Source organism: Novosphingobium subterraneum (genome assembly GCF_000807925.1).
Lineage (GTDB): Bacteria > Pseudomonadota > Alphaproteobacteria > Sphingomonadales > Sphingomonadaceae > Novosphingobium > Novosphingobium subterraneum.
On record NZ_JRVC01000032.1, the window covers coordinates 1 to 20,143 of the forward strand.

17 protein-coding genes are annotated in these 20,143 nt (G+C 62.3%); 7 read left to right on the forward strand and 10 right to left on the reverse strand.

The window, feature by feature from the left end; genetic code table 11:
* Positions 1–278 precede the first annotated feature (278 nt).
* The 5 genes from NJ75_RS21325 (at position 279) to NJ75_RS21350 (ending at position 7,423) form a co-directional block, all read left to right on the forward strand.
* Positions 279–590: a hypothetical protein gene (locus tag NJ75_RS21325; RefSeq protein ID WP_039337958.1), complete on the forward strand. Its 312-nt coding sequence runs from the start codon at positions 279–281 to the stop codon at positions 588–590.
* 659 nt (positions 591–1,249) lie between these two features.
* Entirely contained in the window at positions 1,250–1,540 is a 291-nt protein-coding gene (locus tag NJ75_RS21335) for a CopG family transcriptional regulator (protein WP_039337964.1), read from the forward strand.
* Positions 1,527–3,857, forward strand: coding sequence for a type IV secretion system DNA-binding domain-containing protein (locus tag NJ75_RS21340; RefSeq protein WP_039337967.1), 2,331 nt, complete (start codon positions 1,527–1,529; stop codon positions 3,855–3,857). The genes NJ75_RS21335 and NJ75_RS21340 overlap by 14 nt, the downstream gene beginning before the upstream one ends.
* A gap of 3 nt (positions 3,858–3,860) precedes the next feature.
* The gene (gene mobF / locus NJ75_RS21345; protein ID WP_039337968.1) at positions 3,861–6,902 is read left to right on the forward strand and encodes a MobF family relaxase; all 3,042 of its coding nucleotides are present in this window, start codon (positions 3,861–3,863) and stop codon (positions 6,900–6,902) included.
* A gap of 314 nt (positions 6,903–7,216) precedes the next feature.
* Complete coding sequence (locus tag NJ75_RS21350) at positions 7,217–7,423, forward strand: DUF5818 domain-containing protein (RefSeq protein ID WP_236727222.1); 207 nt, start codon at positions 7,217–7,219, stop codon at positions 7,421–7,423.
* Positions 7,424–7,519: 96 nt separating this feature from the next.
* On the opposite strand, the gene NJ75_RS25220 is transcribed toward NJ75_RS21350, so the two are convergent.
* Positions 7,520–7,732 carry a type II toxin-antitoxin system YhaV family toxin gene (locus NJ75_RS25220; RefSeq protein WP_156135914.1) on the reverse strand — a complete coding sequence of 71 codons (213 nt, stop codon included), beginning with the start codon at positions 7,730–7,732 and terminating at the stop codon, positions 7,520–7,522.
* A gap of 176 nt (positions 7,733–7,908) precedes the next feature.
* Positions 7,909–8,085, reverse strand: a complete 177-nt coding sequence (locus NJ75_RS21360; protein WP_236727223.1) for a type II toxin-antitoxin system PrlF family antitoxin — start codon at positions 8,083–8,085, stop codon at positions 7,909–7,911.
* A gap of 174 nt (positions 8,086–8,259) precedes the next feature.
* On the opposite strand from NJ75_RS21360, the gene NJ75_RS21365 reads away from it, so the two are divergent.
* Both NJ75_RS21365 and NJ75_RS21370 read left to right on the forward strand, forming a co-directional pair.
* Positions 8,260–8,661 carry a type II toxin-antitoxin system RelE/ParE family toxin gene (locus tag NJ75_RS21365; RefSeq protein ID WP_039337973.1) on the forward strand — a complete coding sequence of 134 codons (402 nt, stop codon included), beginning with the start codon at positions 8,260–8,262 and terminating at the stop codon, positions 8,659–8,661.
* Positions 8,645–8,962, forward strand: a complete 318-nt coding sequence (locus tag NJ75_RS21370; RefSeq protein ID WP_039337975.1) for a helix-turn-helix domain-containing protein — start codon at positions 8,645–8,647, stop codon at positions 8,960–8,962. The genes NJ75_RS21365 and NJ75_RS21370 overlap by 17 nt, the downstream gene beginning before the upstream one ends.
* Before the next feature lie 697 nt (positions 8,963–9,659).
* Here NJ75_RS21370 and NJ75_RS21375 read toward each other — a convergent pair.
* Genes NJ75_RS21375 through NJ75_RS21410 form a run of 8 tightly spaced genes read right to left on the reverse strand, consistent with a single transcriptional unit; the run spans position 9,660 to position 20,092 of the window.
* Entirely contained in the window at positions 9,660–12,683 is a 3,024-nt protein-coding gene (locus NJ75_RS21375) for a conjugal transfer protein TraG N-terminal domain-containing protein (protein ID WP_039337977.1), read from the reverse strand.
* A gap of 35 nt (positions 12,684–12,718) precedes the next feature.
* The gene (locus NJ75_RS21380; protein ID WP_052242724.1) at positions 12,719–14,167 is read right to left on the reverse strand and encodes a conjugal transfer protein TraH; all 1,449 of its coding nucleotides are present in this window, start codon (positions 14,165–14,167) and stop codon (positions 12,719–12,721) included.
* Entirely contained in the window at positions 14,167–14,991 is an 825-nt protein-coding gene (gene traF, locus NJ75_RS21385; RefSeq protein WP_039337979.1) for a conjugal transfer protein TraF, read from the reverse strand. The genes NJ75_RS21380 and traF overlap by 1 nt, the downstream gene beginning before the upstream one ends.
* A gap of 32 nt (positions 14,992–15,023) precedes the next feature.
* Positions 15,024–17,135 (reverse strand): conjugal transfer protein TraN, encoded by a 2,112-nt coding sequence (locus NJ75_RS21390; RefSeq protein WP_039337981.1) that lies wholly within the window; start codon positions 17,133–17,135, stop codon positions 15,024–15,026.
* Positions 17,132–17,926 carry a type-F conjugative transfer system pilin assembly protein TrbC gene (gene trbC, locus NJ75_RS21395; RefSeq protein ID WP_052242726.1) on the reverse strand — a complete coding sequence of 265 codons (795 nt, stop codon included), beginning with the start codon at positions 17,924–17,926 and terminating at the stop codon, positions 17,132–17,134. Before trbC ends, NJ75_RS21390 begins: the two co-directional genes overlap by 4 nt.
* Positions 17,923–18,936: a conjugal transfer pilus assembly protein TraU gene (traU, locus tag NJ75_RS21400; RefSeq protein WP_039337983.1), complete on the reverse strand. Its 1,014-nt coding sequence runs from the start codon at positions 18,934–18,936 to the stop codon at positions 17,923–17,925. Before traU ends, trbC begins: the two co-directional genes overlap by 4 nt.
* Entirely contained in the window at positions 18,933–19,649 is a 717-nt protein-coding gene (locus tag NJ75_RS21405; RefSeq protein ID WP_052242727.1) for a conjugal transfer protein TraW, read from the reverse strand. Before NJ75_RS21405 ends, traU begins: the two co-directional genes overlap by 4 nt.
* A complete protein-coding gene (locus NJ75_RS21410) occupies positions 19,646–20,092 on the reverse strand; it encodes a S26 family signal peptidase (protein ID WP_039338010.1) in 447 nt (148 codons plus the stop codon). Before NJ75_RS21410 ends, NJ75_RS21405 begins: the two co-directional genes overlap by 4 nt.
* Positions 20,093–20,143: the final 51 nt, after the last annotated feature.

Below are 20,143 nucleotides of genomic sequence, written 5' to 3' on the forward strand. Positions count from 1 at the left end.
GCATCCGCGACCGCGTCATCGTGGATCAGGGTGGTATGCCCGCTGCGCCTGATTGACAGGTTAGCGATTAAAAGACTTTCGCAGAATTCCAAGCATGATGGTCGCCATCGGCCCGCGTCAAGAAGGGCGGTTCCCCCAATTTTTACGCCTGAAGAAGGCGAAAAATCGGCTCCCCCACCCCCGCTCACGCGGCGGGCCGCGGGCGGCCCGTTCCTGACCCGGGCCAAGGTCGGCCATACCCGAGGAGACCTCTTCGATTCCTTTGACAGGAGGCTCACATGAACGCTCTTACCAAGACCCTCGACATCCCGGCTTTCGACCACATCAGCTATGACGCCGCGGTACGCGCCGCGACTGTCCGGGCTCAGCACAGCTTCTTCGACAGCCATGTCATCGAGGACGAGTTCGGCGGCTTTCTCGCCATCGACGAGGGCGACTACAACGCCCTGCCCCAGGACCTGATCGACCGGATCGTCCAATCCGTCCCGGGTATGATGGCCGACGACTTCGACGAAGCGAACATCGGCCGCGCCGCGAGCTTCATGAGTGTGGTGATGGATCCCGAATGGGACGCGGACTGCCCGTTCTGACAGGCCGCATATAGCACCGCGCCGGAGGGCTCTTGAGGGCTCTCCGGCCCCTCTTGGGGCCTTGCCGAGAACCGATTTGTGCATCAGTTCGACACTCGCCGCCCGCTCGCTTTCGCGCAGTTTCGTCTCGCGCGCTTCCAGCGCCTGACGCTCCTTTGCGATTGCCTGTCGTTCTGCTTCAAGGCTTCCTTTCCTGGCCATGATGATACCTCGTGGGTTGGTGCTGAAACCTCCCGCGCCGAAGATTCCAAGCAGAGCCTGCAGTGGCAAGCCCTTTGCCACCAGTTCTGAAAGTAAACCGTACCTACCGCCCTGAAATCAGCGGTACTCATTGGCTTAAAGACAGGTGGTCAAAGCCCGAATCCATGCGCCAGAAAGACCAGAAACCAGCCACCAGATACAAGGCATCGGATTAAGGGGAAGATTTGCACACCCTACACGGCAGGACCGTTTGAAGAATGGCGAAAATCCGCCATTTCGAGAAAAAGGGCATTTGTCCGACCCAGTCGGACAGCGCCTGAACCCCGCAGAGATCCGCGTTTTTCCTGTCGGACAGTGTCCGACAAGGCTGCTCCCGGTGGCGGCCATTGCCAAGCCCCCGCCCTTGGCCTAAATTGCAGGCGCGCAATCCCCACCAGGCCCTGTCGAAGGGTCTGGTTATGGCAGATGAAGTCCGGTTCACGGTCCGCTTCCCGCGCGATCTTGCAGATGGTTTGGAAAGGGTCTGCGCCGAGCGCGGGCTGACCCCGTCGATCGTGCTGCGCGGGGCGCTCACGCTCTACCTCACGACGATCGCCGGCAGCACCGAAACCGAGCGCCGCCGGCAGTTCTCTTCCGAGTACCTGTTCCTCGGGATCGACCTCCTCATCCAGCGCCAATTTCCCGACGCGCATTCCGCCCTGATGGCCGAAGCCGACCGCCGTGTGGAGGCGCTCTATGCGGCGTCCTGACACCTGGTCCGACCAAGCCCGCCCGGGTCAACTCAAGCACCATTCGGCGCGCGGAAGCATGCCGCGCAATGCCGGCAATTTCACCCGCGGCTCACAGCTCATCACCCATGAATTCCTGATGTGGTTTGCCTCGGCCAAGATGCCGCTGCTGGTGTGGTGCTTCACATTCTGCATCGCGCTTTCGATCGTGCTCGCACTGCTGCTCGAGAGCCATGAAGTCCAGATGATCCTGATGCGGATCTACGCCTCCGGATGGACTTTTATGGAGTTTGATCCGAGCAAGATCCTGAACCTCACCCTGCCCTCGGGCAAAATCATTCCCGCCCCGGTTTCGATGATCGCCTCGCACCCCAATGTGGCCATCGCCTGGAACAAGCTGCTGCGCGCGATCTGGGGGTCGCTGTTCATCTCGCTGTTCATCGCGATCCCGCTCTCGGTCTGGTTCGTCAACCTCTCGCACCGGCGCGGCAAGGCGATCCTCGAGGAGCGTCACCAGCGCGGGGCGATGCTGGTTGATGCCGCCGAGCTTTCGGCCGTGATCACTGAGCATAACCGCGCCGCGCTTGCGCAAGAAGTCAGCGAACGGATGCCCGGAAAGACGCTTGAGGACGTCATGAGAATGAGCTTCGCCAAGCGCAAGGAAGCCGGGATCCATCACGTCTACAACATCGCCGGCGTGTCCTTCCCGTGGCGCACCGAGCAAGCCCACACGATCATGATCGGCTCGACCGGCACAGGAAAGACCACCCAGATGCGCGACATGATCGCGCAGATGCGTCGGCGGCGCGACCGGGCGGTTGTGTTCGACCTCACCGGGGCCTACGTCGAGGCCTTCTACAATCCCGAAACCGATACCATCCTCAATCCGATGGACGAGCGCTGCCCAAGCTGGTCGCTGTTCGACGAGGGCAAGAACTACGCCGATTTCACCGCTATTGCCGCTGCCATTCTGCCCAGCGACGGCGTCGGTTCGGACCCGTTCTGGATGCTGGGGGCAAGAACCCTTTTCGTGCAATCCTGCGTCCAGCTGATGAAGCTCGGCCAAGCCACTAATGCCGCGCTCGCCTATCGCCTGATGATGGCGGATCTCGAAGAGGTCCACGAGCTCCTGCGCAACACCATTGCAGAGCCCCTGACCGCCCCGATTGCTGCGCGCATGGCCGAGTCCGTCCGCGCTGTCCTCAATACCAATGCCCAGGCGTTGCTGTTCCTCCCTGAAGGCAAGGAGCCGTTCTCGATTTGCGACTGGATCCGCCACCAGGACAAGCCAGGTTCGATCCTGTTCATTACCTCCTCCCACAACGAGTTGGTGCTAAATCGGGCACTGCTGTCGCTGTGGATGAACCTTGCTGTCCATACCTTGATGCGCTTGCCCCGAACCCGATCGTTGCGCACCTGGTTCTTCTTCGACGAGGTCCATGCACTCCACCGCCTGCCTGCTATCGAGGACGGCCTCCAGACCGCGCGCGGGTTCGGCGGGGCCTTTGTCCTCGGCATTCATTCCTTCGCCAAGCTGGCCGAGACCTATGGCAAGGAAGGAGCGCAGAACCTCGCTTCGCTCGCCCGCACTAAGCTGATCCTGGCAGCGGCTGACCGCGACACCGCCGAGCATTGCTCGGACTACATCGGCCACCGCGAAGTGCGGATGATGGATGAGGCCTACAGCTACGGCTATTCCAACATCCGCGACGCGGCGACGATCACCCCGCGCTCCGAAGTGCAACCGTTGGTCATCCCCGATGACATCATGCGCCTGCCCTCGCTGCGCGGCTTTCTCGTCTTCCCCGAGGGCTTCGACGCTGCGCGGATCAAACTCACATACAAGGACTATCCCAAGGTCGCCGAAGGCTATGTCCTGCGCGAGAATGTCCAGCCCATCGAGTTCGTACCGCCACCCGCAGAGGCGACGGAAGAAGGCGAAGTCGGCGGACGTGAACAGCGCGGTGACCCCGAGCGCGAACTGCGCAGCGACGAGCTTGAAAGCGGCCCCGGCGTGCCCGCTTCCGAGCAGGGCGAGCCGGAGAATTCCGCGACCGGAAACCTGCCTCAAGGGCCAGCACTGGACCCCAGTGTCAGCAAGCAGATGGCTTTCAGGCTCGAGCAGGCTCCGCAGAGCGAACGGAGTGGATCACGCGACCAGGAAGCACCTGACAAGGCGGCAGATCGAGAAGCGGCAAAGTCTGCTGCGCAGCGCGCCGGCGTCGCCCGAGAACTCAATGATCCGGCCCTCGCTGACAAGCAGGCCGAGCGCGGCAGCAAGGCTGCCCGGGTAATCGACGATCACTCGCACTCCCATGACGACGGACCGGAGATCTAGCCCATGCACTCGATCGCCTCCGTCCGATCGTCGAGCGGCGCTGCCGCCTACTTTGCGCAGGACAACTACTACACGGTCGATGAGAACGCGGAAGCGGGGGTCTGGGGCGGCGAGGGTGCGCGCGAACTCGGGCTTCAGGGTCAGGTCGAGAGGGACCAGTTCGAGGGGATCCTGAACGGGAAGCTGCCAGACGGCGAGATGGTGGGTCAGGTCGAGAGGCGTCGTCTGGGTCTCGACCTTACCTTCTCGATGCCAAAGTCCGCTTCGATCCTCGCACTCGTGAGCGGCGACAAGCGCATCCTCGATGCGCACTTCGCCGCCGTCAAATCGACGATGTCTCAGCTCGTCGAAAAGCAGTTTGCCGAGAGCCGCAATTACGACCGCTCGCGCAGCGGCGAACCGCAAAAGACCGGCAATCTCGTTTATGCGCTGTTCGCCCACGACACGAGCCGAGCCCTCGATCCGCAAGGCCATATCCATGCCGTCGTCGCCAACCTGACCCGCGATTCCAAGGGCACCTGGAAGGCGCTGTGGAACGGCGAGATCTGGAAGAACAACACGACGATCGGCCAGTTCTACCATGCCGCCTTCCGCGCCCAGTTGCAGAAGCTCGGCTACGAGACCGAGGCAGCGGGTAAGCACGGCTCGTTCGAGATCAAGGGCGTGCCAAGCGAGGTCATAAAGGAGTTCAGCCAGCGCCGCGAAGACATCCTGACCAAAGTCGAGGAACTCGGCATTGCATCGCCGCAGGGACAGGACCGGGTGACGGTCAATACCCGCGATCCCAAGCTCGCCGTCGAGGACCGCGCAGCACTGGTTCAGACTTGGCAGGATCGCTCGGCAGCATTGGGATTCGACGGCAAGGCGCTCATCGCCGAGGCCAAGGCCCGCTCTGAGCTGCAGGCGCGCCCGACCTTTCGTGAAACCGCGACCGCCGCGCTTGGTGAAGTCTCAACCCGGATCGGCGCCGCGCTGCGCACGCCGTGCCCGCTGGCGGTGAGCGGCGCGGCTGCCCTGTTCGTGCCCGCCGGCACGATCAAGGCACAGCACGCCACGGCTTCTGCCATCCGCCACTTGTCCGAGCGCGAGGCGGCGTTCACGCCGCAGGCGATCCTCAGCGCCGCGCTGGGCTTCCAGATCAAGGGTCTCGAAGGCGGCGCCGTCGTCGAGCGGATCGGCGAACTCATTCGCGATGGTCACCTGACCCCGGGCAGGTCGGAGCGGCTCGACGGCCACTTCGATCTGGTGACGACGCCGGCCGCGCTCGCGATGGAGCAACAGATTCTGGACCGCATCGATGCCGGGGCCGGAAAGGGCCGCGCGTTCATGCCGCCCGAGCAGGCCATAGCGCGGCTGCAGGAGGCGGCGCGCGAGCTTGGGCAGGCCCGCGCCGGGGTCGATAACTGGCAGCTCAACGAAGGCCAATTAGCCGCAGGCGTCGCGATCCTCTCCGGCACCGATCGCTTTCTCAATGTCCAGGGCGTCGCAGGTGCGGGCAAATCGACGCTGCTCGGAGCGCTCGACAAGGTCCTGCGCGCCGACGGCGTGAAGCTCGTCGGGCTCGCGTTCCAGAACAAGATGGTCGCCGACCTGCGCGGCGGCGGCAGCCAGGGCATGTCGGCCGACCAGATGCGCGAGGCGGGGATCGAGGCCTACACCATCGCCCGGTTCCTCAATACCTATGGCCCGGCGGCAGCATCGGGGCCGGGTGAGCGGTTCGAGGCGGCGAAGGCCGCACTCGCCAATACCGTCGTCATCACCGACGAAAGTTCGATGATCTCCTCGCGCGACATGCTGCGCCTGTTGACGCTGGGTGATCAACTGGGGCTCGCAAAGGCCCCGTTCATGGGTGACCGCCAGCAATTGTCGGCGATCGAGCAGGGCAAGATGTTCGCGGTCTCGCAAAGCGCGGGTCAGGCAACCGTACGGATGGACGAAAACATCCGCCAGAAGAATTCCCCGCTTTTGCTGGCTGTGGCCGGGCTCTCGAACGAGGGCCATGCCAGCCTCGCACTCGACCTCCTCGCCGCGCATGGCCGGGTGATCGAGGCAGGCCCCGACCACGTCGCCAAGGCAGCTGAGCTGTGGCTGGCGCTCTCGCCCGACAAGCGCGAAGCGACCGCGATCTTCACTGCGGGCCGCGACGATCGCGCCGAGATCAACGCGCGGGTTCAGGCAGGCCTGCTGAAGGAAGGCACCCTCTCCGGCTCCGGCCTCGCCCTCACCACCCTGCAAAGCGCCAATGCCACTCGTGAAGAGCTTCGTTTCGCTTCGACCTACCGTGCCGGCCAAGTTCTCGAGGCGCGGATGGACGTAAGCGAACTGGGGTTGAAGCGCGGGGAATACGAGGTTCGCGAGATCCGCAAGTTCGGCAAGGTCGTACTCGAACGCAGCGGGCGACAGAAGGTCATCGACCCGGACCGGCTCGATCCCGACCACCGCTTCGACCGCCTCGGGCTCTACGAGCAACGCCAGTTGACGATCCACAACGGCGAGACCGTGTTCTGGCGAGACAAGGACTCTGCCCGCGACATCGCGAAGTCGACCTATGCAACGGTGCTCGAAGCACGGCCCGATGGTGTCCGGGTTGAACTCGCCGACAAGCGCCAGCTGGTTCTGCCGCCGGGCGATCCAATGCTCCGTCGGCTCGACCTCGGCTACGCGCTCAATGCCCACATGGCGCAGGGCATGACGAAACCGGAGGCGATCGAGGTTATATCCTCGTCGCAGCGCAATCTTGCCACTCAGCGCACGCAGAACGTGCTCAACACCCGCGCCACGGACGACATGATGGTCGTCACCAACAGCCTCGAGGGTTTGAAGCAGCAACTAGACCGCACGCCAGGCAACAAGACCTCGGCGCTCGAGGCGACGGGGAAGATCGAGGTCGAACCGCGGCACGGCAGTCCGATCGACACGCGCCAGGTGCCCGAACTCAAGATGAGCCCGGAACTCAAGGCCAAGCTCGACGCCGTGCTGGGCAAGGTCCCCGAACCCCCAGTTCGCACGATGCGTCCGGAGAAAACCCTGGGGCTCGACCTGTGAAGTGGCCTCACTTCATGGGTAGCCTTTCGCACCTAGGTGTTCAGCTGAGTCCCATTGAACCGTTGGATGACAATACTGACTGTCCTTGCGTTCCTGTTAGATCGCCTCGCGGAGTGATGATCTGCGGACCGCGCGCGCAATCAACTCCCGCCCGCAAGGGCGAGACGGCGCGGTCCGGGTCACCTCCCACCGGACCGCGCCAATTCTTCTCCCAGGCACCACTGGGCAAATTCAGCTCGGCAGGTTAAGGACGAGCCTGTCGTCCGGAATGCGGGTGTCTACCTTCAACCAGACTGCGCAATCCAGGACAAATGATGTTATCCCGGCCTCATATCTCCAGTTTCCACAACGGCACCATCGAACCCGGTGCGCGTGGGCCGATCCTGCGCGACGACGATGGACTTTACTGGCGCCTTCGGTTTGCCGACGAGTGCGCGGCGGACGGGCTCAACGGGCGGGTCCGGGTACGAGGACGCATTGTCGATGTTGACCGGATCGAGGTCGAATTTATCCAGACGTAGGCCGGGTCAGCTCTCCGTAAGCGTCTCACTTGCCTTCAACAGGCCATCCCAATCCTCGGGCGGGTTGCGTTTGTCGAGCATAGCCCTGAAAACGGCTTATGCATCGTTCTTCGCGCCATAGGTGCGAAGCGTGTCGCTGTCGTTGACCCATGCGAAGATGATGATCTTCGCGGATGTCGAATAGCGGAAGAACAGGCGGAATCGCCCATTTCCGAATTTCGCCCGGAACCGGTGCTTGCGGGAAGGGCTCAGCGTCCCGCCCTGTCGGAATTCGTGGCGGACTGGATCGACGGGGATCACCTCAAACATCAGCTTGCGAAGCGCTGCGAGGAGTTCGCGTTGGCAGTCGATGCATATCCGCTGGGATCATTCGCGCGGGCGCGTTCGACAGCAAGCATCACCTTCTCCAGTTTTTCGAGGGAAAAGAGGATGGGTGTACAGTGTCCAGCCATTGACGGTCATTCCTACAAGGATTGGGCGCCTGCTCAAAGGTCAACGTCGCCACCAATTGCCTCATCGACATCGACAGGAACATTGGCAGTCAGCGACGTGATGCGTGCGGCCAATTCGGGGCCAAGCGCCTTCACCGCTTCGGGATGGCGTTTCAGATCGGCTGCCAGAAAGCTCAGGAAGCTGCTGATTTCTTCAAGAAAGATCGTCATGATGCTTTCCATACTGGAGATCAAGGGCGAGGATAACTCCTTCCTCGTCAGGGTTCACACAGGGGACCCACTGGACTCGCCGCGTTCCATTCAAGCTGGCCGTGCTATTTTCCGGGCCTGAGGCGGTAACGCCCGTTTGAAGTATCATACCAAGTATGATAGTAGAGTGCCGTCATGACCGGTAAGCTGCGGACCCGCATCTACAAGAGCCGCTGGTTCGCGAAATTTGCGAGCCGTGAAGGGATAAGCGACGCGACGCTTGTTGCGGCGATAGATCAGGCCAATCGTGGGTTGGTCGACGCCGATCTGGGTGGCGGCCTGATCAAGCAGCGCGTCGCACGTGAAGGCGGAGGCAAGTCCGGTGGCTATCGTACCCTCGTATTCTTTCGTCATGAAGAGCGGGCCATTTTCGCCTTTGGCTTTTCCAAGAGCCAAAAGTCCAATCTGAACGCGGTCGAACTCAAGGCTTACAAGCAGGCTGCGAAGATCGTGCTCGCGTTGACGCAGGCGCAGATCGAGACTGAGGTACGCGAAGAAAGATTGTTCGAGGTGAATGACTATGCCCAGGACCTATAAGAGCGAGGCGCTTGCCGCCGTCCACGAGATGATCGAGGGACTCCATGATGCAGGAGCCATCGACAAGCGCACACTGCGCGAGTTCGACGACACTTGCCTTGCCCCCGCAACGCCGCTCCAGCCAGAGCAGATCAAGGCCATCCGCGAGGCGGAGCACGTCTCGCAGCCGGTGTTTGCGCGTTATCTCAATGTTTCGAAGAATCTTGTGTCCGACTGGGAGCGCGGAAAGAAACGACCGGGCGGCCCAGCGCTAAGGTTGCTTTCGATCATCCAGCGCAAGGGGCTGGAGGCAATTGCTTGATTTGTGACGGGCCGGTCAGTTCAACGATCGGTTCGGACGAAGTCTATGTGCGCTTCAAGGTCGTCGACGCCCACGGCGAAACGGCGTGGTCGTGTGTCACCGACAGTGGCCGGGCGAGCATTTGGGAGGCGCCCGGTCGAATAATGCAGCCCTCCCCGTGAACACCTGGAAATTACAGTGAACCCAACCTGGACAAACGTCTCGGGCATTTCGGAGGCAGGCGCGCATGGCACCCCCTGCGGGATGACGAATGTGTTGTCTGACCACTCAACCTTCAGCTTGTGAATGACAGCGGACTGGTGGTCGGGGAGCAGGTTGTGCTGCGCGCATACAATATGCTGCAAGATCAGTTGAGGGTAGCATTTTGCCCGGAGCACTCACAGAAATTCTCCCGTCCCCCTGAGTTTTTGACGCCTATATCAATGAAATCATTGCGAAAATCCTGACTTTATGACACACTTCTAATCGGGAGTGTGTCATGGAACCTAACCGATACGGGCTTGATGGAGAACCGCTATCCTGCTGTAGTTTGGAAAGTGATCCTGTCACGGGGCTCTCCACGCCACAGGTCGAAATCTCTCACGCGGATCAGGTCAGCGCCACGAAAGTTGGAGTAACTTGGTTTGTGGCCCTCTTCGTGGGTGTGGTCGCCTATCTTGTTTCGCAATCGAACGTAATTGGCTGACAAGGCCAGAAGCTATTTCTTTGCGACGTGAAGGTGGTTCCGTGAGTCGTTTTCAGGGAACTGTTCAAACTGAACGAAATAACTGTCTCCAAGTTTCTCCTGTACGCTGCGCGCCCAGGCATGCCCGTGTTCTGCAGAGATTGTGTTGCCTCGGAAATCCAGCGCACGATCCTGGTAATGGCGCGAACCATCCACATGTTGATTGCTGTCATTGCCCGACGTTATCACCGGCTTTGGCAAACCGAGTACTCGGGCTTCTGAAGCCACAGCAGCCATTGCGGGCACCAGGTCGCGATGCAGCTCGGACAAGTTGGCACCTGGTTTAATGGAGATTCCCAAGGCCACGGCTGCCAAGGCCCCATCTACCTTGCCATCAGGCCTCACCGGGATCGAGATCTTCGCTGGCGGGACGCTCCCATGCGATGTCCTATTGCCGAGGACGGCGGGCGAATTAGTCGGCCCGCCGAGTTCGTCGTGTGTGCCAAGGCTTGCCGAACCCGCTAGTGTTTTCACGTCGGCCAGTTCTTCGATCCGGTGTGATCGAAGGTCGCTCATCAGATCGTCCATGGCCAGCGTGACTGCGCCATCGCGTCTTGCCAGTTCACGATATCCGAGATTCGGGTCCGACAGGTCCGGCAGGTGCCATTCGGGATGGTCCTGCCGGAGCGCCTCATAGCGATCCTGAATCAAGTTGGAGAGGTCATCCGAGATTTGAAAGCCGTGAGACTGCGCGAAGCTGGCTTCGGTCAGCATGCGGTTGCCGATCTCGCGGTAGCGCGCTGCGGCTTCGCATCGCTCTTCGGCTCCCGAAGTGCGCCAGTCACGACCCGAGCTTGACGTACTCGAGCGGCTTGCGTCGGAATATTGCGAACGCTGAGCGAACGTCCCGTCTGCGCTGGTTGCGCTGCTCGATCCGCTGACGATCGTGCGATTGCTGGTCTCGTTAGCATCACTCGATCCCTTGGTCACTTGATTCACAGCAGATCTCTCGCGACTGGATCTTTCGTCGCTACCAATTTCCGTTCTGGCAAACATTGAACCGCGAACTCCCAAACTTGCACCGCCTCCCCGCCCACCGCCAACGCCAAGCGATGCCGTTGCGCTTGCATTTGCCGTGACGCCCGTGGCCGATTGTTCGAACGTTCCCGAGCTGCGGCTATTGCCCTCCCGAAGGATCAAATCGTTACTGGAAGTCTTTCGCGTGGACTGGCTGGCGGCATCCTCAACGCTCACAGATCCGGTCAGGTTGTTGGTGTCGGAGGTCCGACTGCCGCTTTCCCGTCGGCGTCCCGACACCTCGCTCGCTGCCTCGACAGTACTGCCAAATCGACCGCGCGAACTGGTCCACGTCGTCGACGCGCCATTCTCGATCCGGTCGGCTTCATTGAGGTACCACTGCCCTTGGTTGCGCAAGTCCGTTGCATAGCCGCTTGTCATTGTTGCCTTGAACGGCAGTTGCGAAATCGCACCGCTGGTATCGACTACGCTCCGGCCGGAACCGTAACCGTGGTAGACCCGGCCATCCTCACCGCGAGCGGCAACATGCGCAGCCCCGGCCGTGAGGTTCGGCGCCGTGTTCCATTGCGATGCCTGGACGTTGCCGCTGTTGAGATTGCTATAGCTGACATCGCCGAACGCATAGTTGCCGGTGGTCCGTTCGGCGGCGGCTGCATCCGCTGCTCCCTGGGCAGGCGCCAGCATCGAGCCCATGCTGTGCGCGACCGACAAGGTTCCGCGCATGACCATCAAGGCAAGGACCGGGACAGACATCATCAGGAACCCGGCCATCGTCGCGATGTCCTGGTTCACCCCGGCAATGCCGGACCAGGTGCCAAGCGTCACGCCGCTTCCGGCAAGCGCGCGTGACTGTGCAGCAAGGCGGTCCATGATGAAGCTGTGGAGCAGGACATAAACCGGTCCCCATGCAGCGAGGTAAAAGAACCCCGCGAAGTAGCCCTTGAGTGTCGCAATGCCCGTGCGAGGAAACAGCAGCAGGGGGAAGACCACCGGAAACAGGGCGTAGAACACGACCGTCAGCACGACATTGAGGACCGGAATCCAGATGAGACCCTGCTCTGCAGCCGCAGTCATTGCATTGCGGGCTTGAAAATCGGCGCGCTGCAGCGCGAAGGCATCGGAATCGACGTTCCCAAAATCCAGCTGCGCAGCTTCGAACGCATCGACCATGCTCTTCTGGCGAAGAATCTGGTTTCGTGAAGCCGAGGTGCCCGTCAGCAGCTGCGAGATTGCCGGCAAGTCTGCTGCGAGCTTGCTGCTCGCTGCGGCCGATGCGAGCTTGGGATACAGCGTGCGTGCAAACGGGATGGCCGCCGCGTCGATCTGTGCGTTCCACTGCGCATTGAGGGTTTGCCAGGCCTGTGCGCAAGTCTTGCCCTCGATGTCGGTTGCGCCCCCGGTATCGGTCAGGAACTTCATGCCGCGATTGGTCGCGGCATTGAGGCCGAACTCGGCCCACATATCGCTGGACTCACTGAGGATCTTGAGACTGCGAGTGCCCAGGAGGATATCGTAGTAGGCGCACTGCTTGAGAAAGCCGTCGAGATTGGCGCGGAAGACCGGATCCCGGATCTCGAACGCACGTGTCCTGTCCCACAGCCGGGCGCCATAGACATAGCCGCCGGTCGAGTAGTCGAGCGCCGAAGGCATAACGAAAACCGTTTCGGCCGTGCGGGTGAAGTAGTCGCTGATCTGGCTGGTGAACGAGGCCATCAGGCCGAGACCGATCGGCACGTTGGCAACGGTGGCAGGAGCAAGGCTGGGGTTGATGCGATCGGTGACCTTGACCGTCACGGTTGGTACCATCAGCACGAGGTAGATCAACGTCGACTGAATGAACCAGCGCAGCCACACCCGCCAATCGAGGTCCATCGCGGTGATCAAGAGGGCATAGGTCAGCCCCATTACCATGCAGACCCTGAGCAGCGAGCGAAAGCCGCCGGACCCCGTCCAGGTCGCCACCGCGTTGAAGGTGTTGACGAGAAATTCGCCGCCGCCGACCGTGAAGACTTCGAGCATGTGCCGCTCTCCCCTTGGCGTGACGTTTCCGGAACCTACTGGACCTGGGTTCCGAGCGACCGCGAAAAGCGCAATGCCGCCGCCATTTGCGGCGAGAGCTGACTGCGCAGGGTCTTCTCGAGCATCTGCGTGCGCTGAATGAGGGCGAAAGTCTGGTCGAAGCGCTGCGAGGTGCGCGCCGCGATGCCGAGGAAGTTGCGGCGGGTTTCGTAAAGGCCCTCACGCCATTCGCGCAAACTGTCCGCATCGGCCCCGTTGAAGTCCGAGCGGGCGTTCACGGCCATGTCGATGAAGCGCATGGTCATGGTGGTGACGAGGTCGACCGCCACGATTTCGGAAAGGTCGTTCAATTCCTGAGCCGAGATGCCGAACTCGGCTGCGGCACTCACCGTGATGATCTTGTAGACGGGCACGCTCGCCATGCCGAGCAGCTGGATTTCGGCAGGTGTGAGCGCCGCGCCCGGGTCGCGGACCTTGCGCGCCATGCTTTCCATGAGGGTGCGGACGCGCGCCTTGATCGCCGCATTGGGGCCGATCACCATCTGGACCTCGGACGGGTGCATGCATGCAGTACTGTCACCGCCGCAGGTGAGCACCTTGTGCGGGCTTAATGCTGTGCCATCGAGCATCGCGCTGATCAGGGCAGCATCGGCAGGACCAATGAACTGGACCCGTGGCTTGCCCTCGTTTCCGGCGGGATCATAGATGACCGTGCCAACCAGTGTCATCAGGAACTCGCGAAACGGCGTGTCGAAACCACCGTATTTGCGGGAGAGCGCCTTCCAGGTGTAATTGTTGGGCATGCCGGCAAGCTCGCCCATTGCGGGATCGGAGTTCGCGGCCTTGAGGCTCTCGCGCTGCCCGCCGTTGTTGCATTGCTGGCGCGCACGCGCCCAGTCGGCAACCGCGCCCTGGCTATTGGCGATCGCTTCGCAGACCACTGAGGAGGCGGTATCGCTGGTTGGCCACAGGCCGCCAACGAGCGCCTGCGCGGTCTCGCAACTGGCAATATTCATCTGGTTCATCTGCTGGACCTTTTGCGCGAGCTCATCCATCACCTTGCCGATTTCGGGTGAGATCGTGTCGATCGCGAGCTTGAAGGCAAAGCCCAGAGCATTGTTGGCAGTGGCTTTCATCATGGCGACGAGCTCGGCGGTGTTGATGAAGGAGAAGGAGCCTGAGAACAGGTCGATGCCGCCACAGCCGGCGCGGGCATGGGGCAACTGGAGATTGAAGGGCTGAATGCTCTTTTGCGGAAAGCGCGACCACACCGTGCCCATCGAGTAGTAGCCTGCGGACTGCCCGCGATAGGCGCTGGGGCCAGTGACATTGGCGGCAGCGCCCATCTCGCTCATGAAGCTCGACATCTCGCCCTCAACCCCGGCGCTTGCGGGCATCGGCGTTCCGAGAAGGAGGGCACTGCCCGCAACGATGCTGGTCAGGTACCTGACCCGGACACGACGCCAAGAGAACCGGTCATTCATCAGAAGTCGCTCCCGCTCTTGACCGTGGTCAGCTGGAACACGCGGTCGAGAATCTCGTCCTGACTTAAAATGCCGTAGCCGATCGGCATGGGGCGCCGGGTCACGCTGTCGAACAGGACCAGGGCCGGTACTTGCCGGTCGCTGCCGAGCCCGAGCCGCTCGTACTGTCCGCTGTCGACCATGTAGTCATGGAATGTGGCCGAGGGGCCACCGTCCATCGAGACTGCCAGCACAGGCAAGGCATAGCGATCGCTCAGGGCCTTGAGGATCGGAGCGAAGATGTCGCAGGCCCCGCAACTCGAAGCAAAGAAGTAGAAGACGCCGTAGCGGCGACCGAGTTCGGCCATGACATGATCGCGATCGGCCTTGCGCTGGTCGATCCAGGCACGCTTGCCGAGTGTCGAGACCGGCCGCTGCAAGGTGTAGTCGAGCCCGGGGTCCTGCCACAGTGCCCGCTGCCAGACATCGGCAAAGGTCGAGGAGCGATCGAGCTGCGCGCGCTGGAAGCGGATGTAGGAGGTGACGTTCTCGGGACTGGGATCGAGGATCGCCCTTGCCTTGAGCTCCTCGAGTTCGGCACCGATGGCAGCAAGCGTTGCCCGGGGCGAGGTCCTGGTCGGTGCGGGTGCAAGCTTGCCCTCCGGCGGATCGCAGTAGAACCAGGTGCCGAGCTGCCGCTCGGTGCAATAGAGCGCATCCGGGTCACGGCGGATCTCAATTTCGCTGCTCTCGCTGGGCGCTGCATGAACTTGGGAGGAGAGTCCGAGAGCCATCGCCAAACCGATCACACCAAGAGGCCCGAGGATTGTTGTCGACGTCGGCATGGCGTGCTCCTTTCGTTTCACTCGCGAACGGGTTATGGCTGGGCCCGGCCGTAGAACTGGCCAATGCGGTTCTGGACTTCGACCAGCATCGCGGCCTCCTCGGGGAGGCGCGCAGCCTCGGTGAAGTCGGCGTAGATCTCGGTAAAGTTCATGACCGACAGGTCGAGCTGCTGGAACTCGAAGACAGTGAAGCCTTCGCAGCTTTCACTCTTTGGCCGACCCCAGGGCTTGCGGAGTTGCACCCGGCCCTGCTCCTGCAGGATGCGGGTCAGCTTCGAGGCAAAGCAGCAGTAGGCGTCGCGCTTGGTCACGCAGACGCCAAGCACCTTGGAGGAACAATAAGTCCCGACCTTGTGGCACAGGCCGGCATCGTCGTTCTTGTCGAGTTGCTGTTCGGCGGCGCTGCAAAGCCAGGGCGTCAGGATCGGAGCGCCCTTGCCTGTACAGCAGTTGGAAATGCCGAAAATCTTCTTGGCACAGGTCTCGCGATTGCCCTTGAACAGCGACAGGTCATTCTCGCTGAATTCGGCATTGGCCTGCCCCAGGGCATGGAGCCCAACCAGCGCGTCCTTGAACTCGTCCGATGCCTCGCGCTCGACCGTCTCGCATTCGCCATTAAGGCAATAGATGTCGCCCGAGCAGAGGTATTGCTGAGGTTCGGTAACTGAGCCCGGAACCGGGCAGGAGTAGCTGCGCTCGGTGACCTTGCAGGACCCATCTGGATCGGGTGGATCGTCGAGGCAGATTTCGCCCGTTTGTCGACACTCGGGCGTGGCTTCGATCGCGCCGCAGTCGTTGTTGCCACCGATGGCTTGGCTGCACACCGAGGTGCGTGTCTTTTCCCAGCAGGCTTGGCGCACCGGAATGCCGGCGATGACCCGGGATTCTTCGGGCACGCTGCAGATCTCGTTGGTCGCCGTGCAATTTTCCGGATCGACCGTGCACGGACTTGCGGTCCATCGCGCGGTGAACCACCGCGTGTCGCTGCGCTCGGGCTGGAGGCCGGGCACCAGGGCGTTGCAAGCGTAGACCTCCTCCTTGGGCGCCGTCTCGATACAGCGCAGCTTGCCACCGTTGATGGGATCGCCTGCAAAGTCCCAGGATAGGCAGAGGTCGCGCTCGACGAGACCGGCGGATAGGGCATTTGTGCGCGTGCACGAGGATGTGCCGAGATCTGGCGTACATTGCTGCAAGCCCGTGAGGTATCCGTGTGGTGCCCCGGTCGCTGGATCGACGCTCAGAGCTTGTACAAGCCCTGCGCGATTGCAGCGATAGACGTGACCACCCGCTTCAAAGGCGCCGACAGGTGGCGGCGCGGTCGTTGTGCCCACAAGGAAAGCGTCCGGATCGGAAACGGCCGCATTGCAAGTATAGGAGGTAACGGTGAGGCCGTACTCGGGGACTGGCGCGGTGCCAGTGTTGCGACACTGTCCCGCAACTACCAGTGCTCCGCAGCCGTTATAAGTGGGCGAGGAGACGCAGACATACTGATATTCGAGGGCCTCCCAGGGCCTGACCTCGAGCGTGGTTTTGCAGCTCTGCTCATGCTCGACGATGCTTTCCCCGATGTTGCAGGTCATCTCGACACTGCCGGGCGCACTCGATCCCGCCGGCAGAGGTGTACAGGCCCCGGCGCTCCCGCCGGTCTCCACACCGTCGACAAAGCGGGTCGGATCCTTGGCGATGGCGGCGGCGCGTGCCATGTCCTCGCGCTTGACCGCGATACGCGGGCGCGACGTGGAATTGGCCGTGCGCCAGGCTTCGCTCTGGCTAGCGGCGACCGCACCGTCCGGGGCCAAGGCATCGGCATGGCCGTAGTAATGGGTCGCTTGCGGATAGTTCGGGGCGTAGCCCGGGACCTGTGCCGCTGCCCCCGGAGCCGCAGTCAGTCCCTGGTAGCTCTGCCGCAACGCACTGCCCAATTGTCGCGCTTCCGCTTCTGCCTGGGCAGCGGAGGTCGGGCCTTCCGCCCTTCCCGGGGGTGGACCCGCCTCCGGCAACGCCGGGGCTGGCGCGGTTGGCAGTGCCGGGAGAGCTTCGATCACATCGTCAGGGGGCGGGATATAGACCTGCGCAGAGGCGTTCGCCGCGACAGCGATATAGCCTAGCGCGGCCAGACCGGCGAACAGAGCCGGGCCCTTCATTGCCCTCGCCTCTTCTCCAACTGGTCCAGCGCAATCCGCGCGACCACCGCACCAAATTCATTGGCCGCGGCAAAGCTCTCGAGCGCGTAAGCGAGGCTGACATTGCCGGTCATGCGTGCGTGGGCCGGCACCGCGCTTGTACAATCGAGACCGTCACAGAGCTCGTAGCCGCCTTCTGCCACGACGAAGGTGGGCGCGGCGTCGATGCGGAAGGCGCGGAACAGCCGCGGATCAATCGCGATGTGCGCCTCTTCCTGCTCGCTTGTGACAACGCGCATCAGGCCTCGGGCAAAAGCCTTGACGCTATTGTCCGGAAAGCCCCTGAAGACAACGATACCCCCGGCCTGCGTGGTATCGCGCACCAGGTGCCGGAGCGAGGCTTGCGGCATCGACAGGCTGGCAAAGACGAGCAGCAAGGGCCCCTCGCCCATCGGTACTCTCGCGTTTGCGGCAGTACCACCGAGGATCGCGTCGAAATCAACCACACCAGCTGGAGCGCGGGCACTACGCGCCTGCTGCTCCTGCGCGAAAGTCTGGTCGGTGTCCGCGCGGACCTCTTGTGCCGCACCACTCTGCGCCTCGGCCCGTTTCAGCGCCGCCGCGACAAGCGCTTCAAGCTCGTCAGTGCCGGCCCTGTTCCTTGCGCGAATGGCTCCGAGATCAAGCCCGTCAATGCTCTGCGCTGTGGCTCCCGATATGGCAGCAAGCATCGCAAGTCCGAAAAGACGGGTTACAACGCGAGCCGTCAGCCGCAGCGTGCTGCGTTCGAGAGGGACGCGCTGCGACTTCATAAAGCGCAACAGTTGCGCTTGCGCCAGACGAGGTAGCCGAAATCCTCGCCTTTGACCGGGTAACTTTTGCCGGTCTGCGGGTTGATCGTGGTGGCACCGAGCGGTGCGCAGGCGTAGCGGCCTTTCACCGTTGCCGTGGGATTGGTCATCTGCAGGCGGTACTGCTGCTTGCGCATGACCGGCATCAGGTACTTCGAACACAGGGCCCTGGACCCCATTGTGCCCCAGGCAAGACCGCTGCGGTGCATCTTGTAGAGCATCCGCGTGGCAACCAGGCGCGAGGCCTCGACCGGGGTGACATGTGCAGCGACATGACCGTTCAAGGGATACATGCTGCCGTTGCAGCCGGCGCACCAGAACAACTGGTCGATCGGCAGCTTCGCGGTCGATGCGACGCAGTCGGCAGCGCAAGCCGCCGTGACAGCAGGATTGGCGAAAAGAGCGACCTCGGGATTGAGGATCGAGGTCAGCGCGGAATCCTGCCAGAGCGGATCGAGCTCGGTGATATAGGCGATGTCGAAGGTCGTCTGCTCGAAACAGAGGAAGTCGGTCAGGATCTCCATCCAGTAGAGCAGCGGGTAGACGTAGTAGTGTGCCTGCCACTGCGAACTGTTCTGCGCCTTCCCGCCGACCTGGCTTGCACCTTGGACATGGCCGCCGCCGATGTCGAAACCGGGGTCGAGGCGTATGCCGCCGAGGTTCGGGAAGCACCACGGTTTGTTAGTGACATCGACCAGCCTCGCCGGCTCCCAGAAGCCGATCGAAATTCCGATGCGCGGGATCGGGCTGCCACAGGCGCAAAGCGGAAACGAAGGATTTTTCGGGTCGGGCCGCGAGCCTTTCCAGATGGCCAGGCCGCCCACCGAGAGTGGAAAGAGGCAGGACCAGCAGACATCGGTGATCGGATTGACGAAGCTGCCATGGCACGGCGCGCCTGCTGCCTTGGCCGGAGCCATCGTCCCCAGCAGGATCGACACCGCGAGAAGGAGGGTGCACAGGCTTCGGGTCACGACACCGGGCTCCGGTGGATTGTCGTGTCAGGGACAGGTATCTCGGCAACCAGCAGCTGGCTGCCGGCTGACGTGACGACAGCAGGCGTATGGCGGATGTCGAAGCGGGCAACCAAGGCACCGCGCTGATCGAACCAGAAGCGGCGCTGGAAGGGTTTCATCGCATCGAAGGGCGAACCGGCAACGAAAATGACCTTGGCTTCGTTCGGCTTCCAGTTTCGCGTGGCCCAGTCGAGCTCCGCCGTTCGGCGACCATCGACGAAGACCAGATCCGTTGGCAGGGAAATAAGAGTTAGCGGGTTGACCCGCGTACCCTTGGCGGCAATGCGTTCGCCATTGGCGCCGATCACGTCCTGCTGGAGCACGAAGGATGGATCGAATAGCCACTCGCGGCGCTCCTGCGCGGGACTCAAGCCTGCCACGAGCGCTGGCCGGCGCACGCTCGCGATCGCTGTGTCCCGCATTCGGGCCTGTAGTTGCGCGATGCTCCCTGTGGCCTCGAGCGTGTGTAATCGCGTGGCAATGACGGTCAGCATGTCGGTTTCGATGATCGGAAAGATCTCGCCCATCCTGCCATGATCACTTGCGGCAGCGGGCACAGATCCCCCGACAAAGCCCACGACCACAATGGCCGCAAAGCCCGCAGCGAGACGGGCCGCACCGGGAATGCCCCTCGTGCGTTGGACCCACGACGTGCTCGTCCGGCGCGTCATAAGGCTGCGTCACCCGAGCCGATGATCTGGCGCCGACAGACAAAGCCGATCTCGGCGTAACGGCTGTCAAAGCCATCCTTGTGCGCAGTGCCCGCATAGAAGCAGCCTGGAGGCACAATGCCGGTTGGCCCCGGGGTCAGTGTTTCGCCGCGCGTCGTCCGCGCCTTGAGCCGGGCAACTGGCCTGCCGTTGACGAGGACGGTCTCGCCCTGCCGGGTGACAACGTCACCTGGCATGCCGAGCGCACGCTTGGCAAACGGAGCCGGCTCTTGTCCGAAATGGGCGCGGATCAAGGGGATGTCGGGCGGCGCAAAGACGATCAGGTCACCGCGCTGTGGCATACTTCCCTTGTCGATGAAGAAGGCCCACTCCGGCATCGAACGGGTGGTGTTGATCAGGATCGCATGATCGTCGCGCCAGTCCGCAAGCGCCGATCCTGTCATGAGCGTGAGGCCCAGGGCGCCGATGGCGAGCCAGCGCCGCCTTGCGCGCAA

Bases quoted from the DNA above. Each gene is read 5' to 3' on its own strand.
- NJ75_RS21325 (WP_039337958.1), top strand. From the start codon at position 279: ATGAACGCTCTTACCAAGACCCTCGACATCCCGGCTTTCGACCACATC.
- NJ75_RS21335 (WP_039337964.1), top strand. From the start codon at position 1,250: ATGGCAGATGAAGTCCGGTTCACGGTCCGCTTCCCGCGCGATCTTGCA.
- NJ75_RS21340 (WP_039337967.1), top strand. From the start codon at position 1,527: ATGCGGCGTCCTGACACCTGGTCCGACCAAGCCCGCCCGGGTCAACTC.
- mobF (WP_039337968.1), top strand. From the start codon at position 3,861: ATGCACTCGATCGCCTCCGTCCGATCGTCGAGCGGCGCTGCCGCCTAC.
- NJ75_RS21350 (WP_236727222.1), top strand. From the start codon at position 7,217: ATGTTATCCCGGCCTCATATCTCCAGTTTCCACAACGGCACCATCGAA.
- NJ75_RS25220 (WP_156135914.1), bottom strand. From the start codon at position 7,732: ATGTTTGAGGTGATCCCCGTCGATCCAGTCCGCCACGAATTCCGACAG.
- NJ75_RS21360 (WP_236727223.1), bottom strand. From the start codon at position 8,085: ATGACGATCTTTCTTGAAGAAATCAGCAGCTTCCTGAGCTTTCTGGCA.
- NJ75_RS21365 (WP_039337973.1), top strand. From the start codon at position 8,260: ATGACCGGTAAGCTGCGGACCCGCATCTACAAGAGCCGCTGGTTCGCG.
- NJ75_RS21370 (WP_039337975.1), top strand. From the start codon at position 8,645: ATGCCCAGGACCTATAAGAGCGAGGCGCTTGCCGCCGTCCACGAGATG.
- NJ75_RS21375 (WP_039337977.1), bottom strand. From the start codon at position 12,683: ATGCTCGAAGTCTTCACGGTCGGCGGCGGCGAATTTCTCGTCAACACC.
- NJ75_RS21380 (WP_052242724.1), bottom strand. From the start codon at position 14,167: ATGAATGACCGGTTCTCTTGGCGTCGTGTCCGGGTCAGGTACCTGACC.
- traF (WP_039337979.1), bottom strand. From the start codon at position 14,991: ATGCCGACGTCGACAACAATCCTCGGGCCTCTTGGTGTGATCGGTTTG.
- NJ75_RS21390 (WP_039337981.1), bottom strand. From the start codon at position 17,135: ATGAAGGGCCCGGCTCTGTTCGCCGGTCTGGCCGCGCTAGGCTATATC.
- trbC (WP_052242726.1), bottom strand. From the start codon at position 17,926: ATGAAGTCGCAGCGCGTCCCTCTCGAACGCAGCACGCTGCGGCTGACG.
- NJ75_RS21405 (WP_052242727.1), bottom strand. From the start codon at position 19,649: ATGACGCGCCGGACGAGCACGTCGTGGGTCCAACGCACGAGGGGCATT.
- NJ75_RS21410 (WP_039338010.1), bottom strand. From the start codon at position 20,092: ATGACAGGATCGGCGCTTGCGGACTGGCGCGACGATCATGCGATCCTG.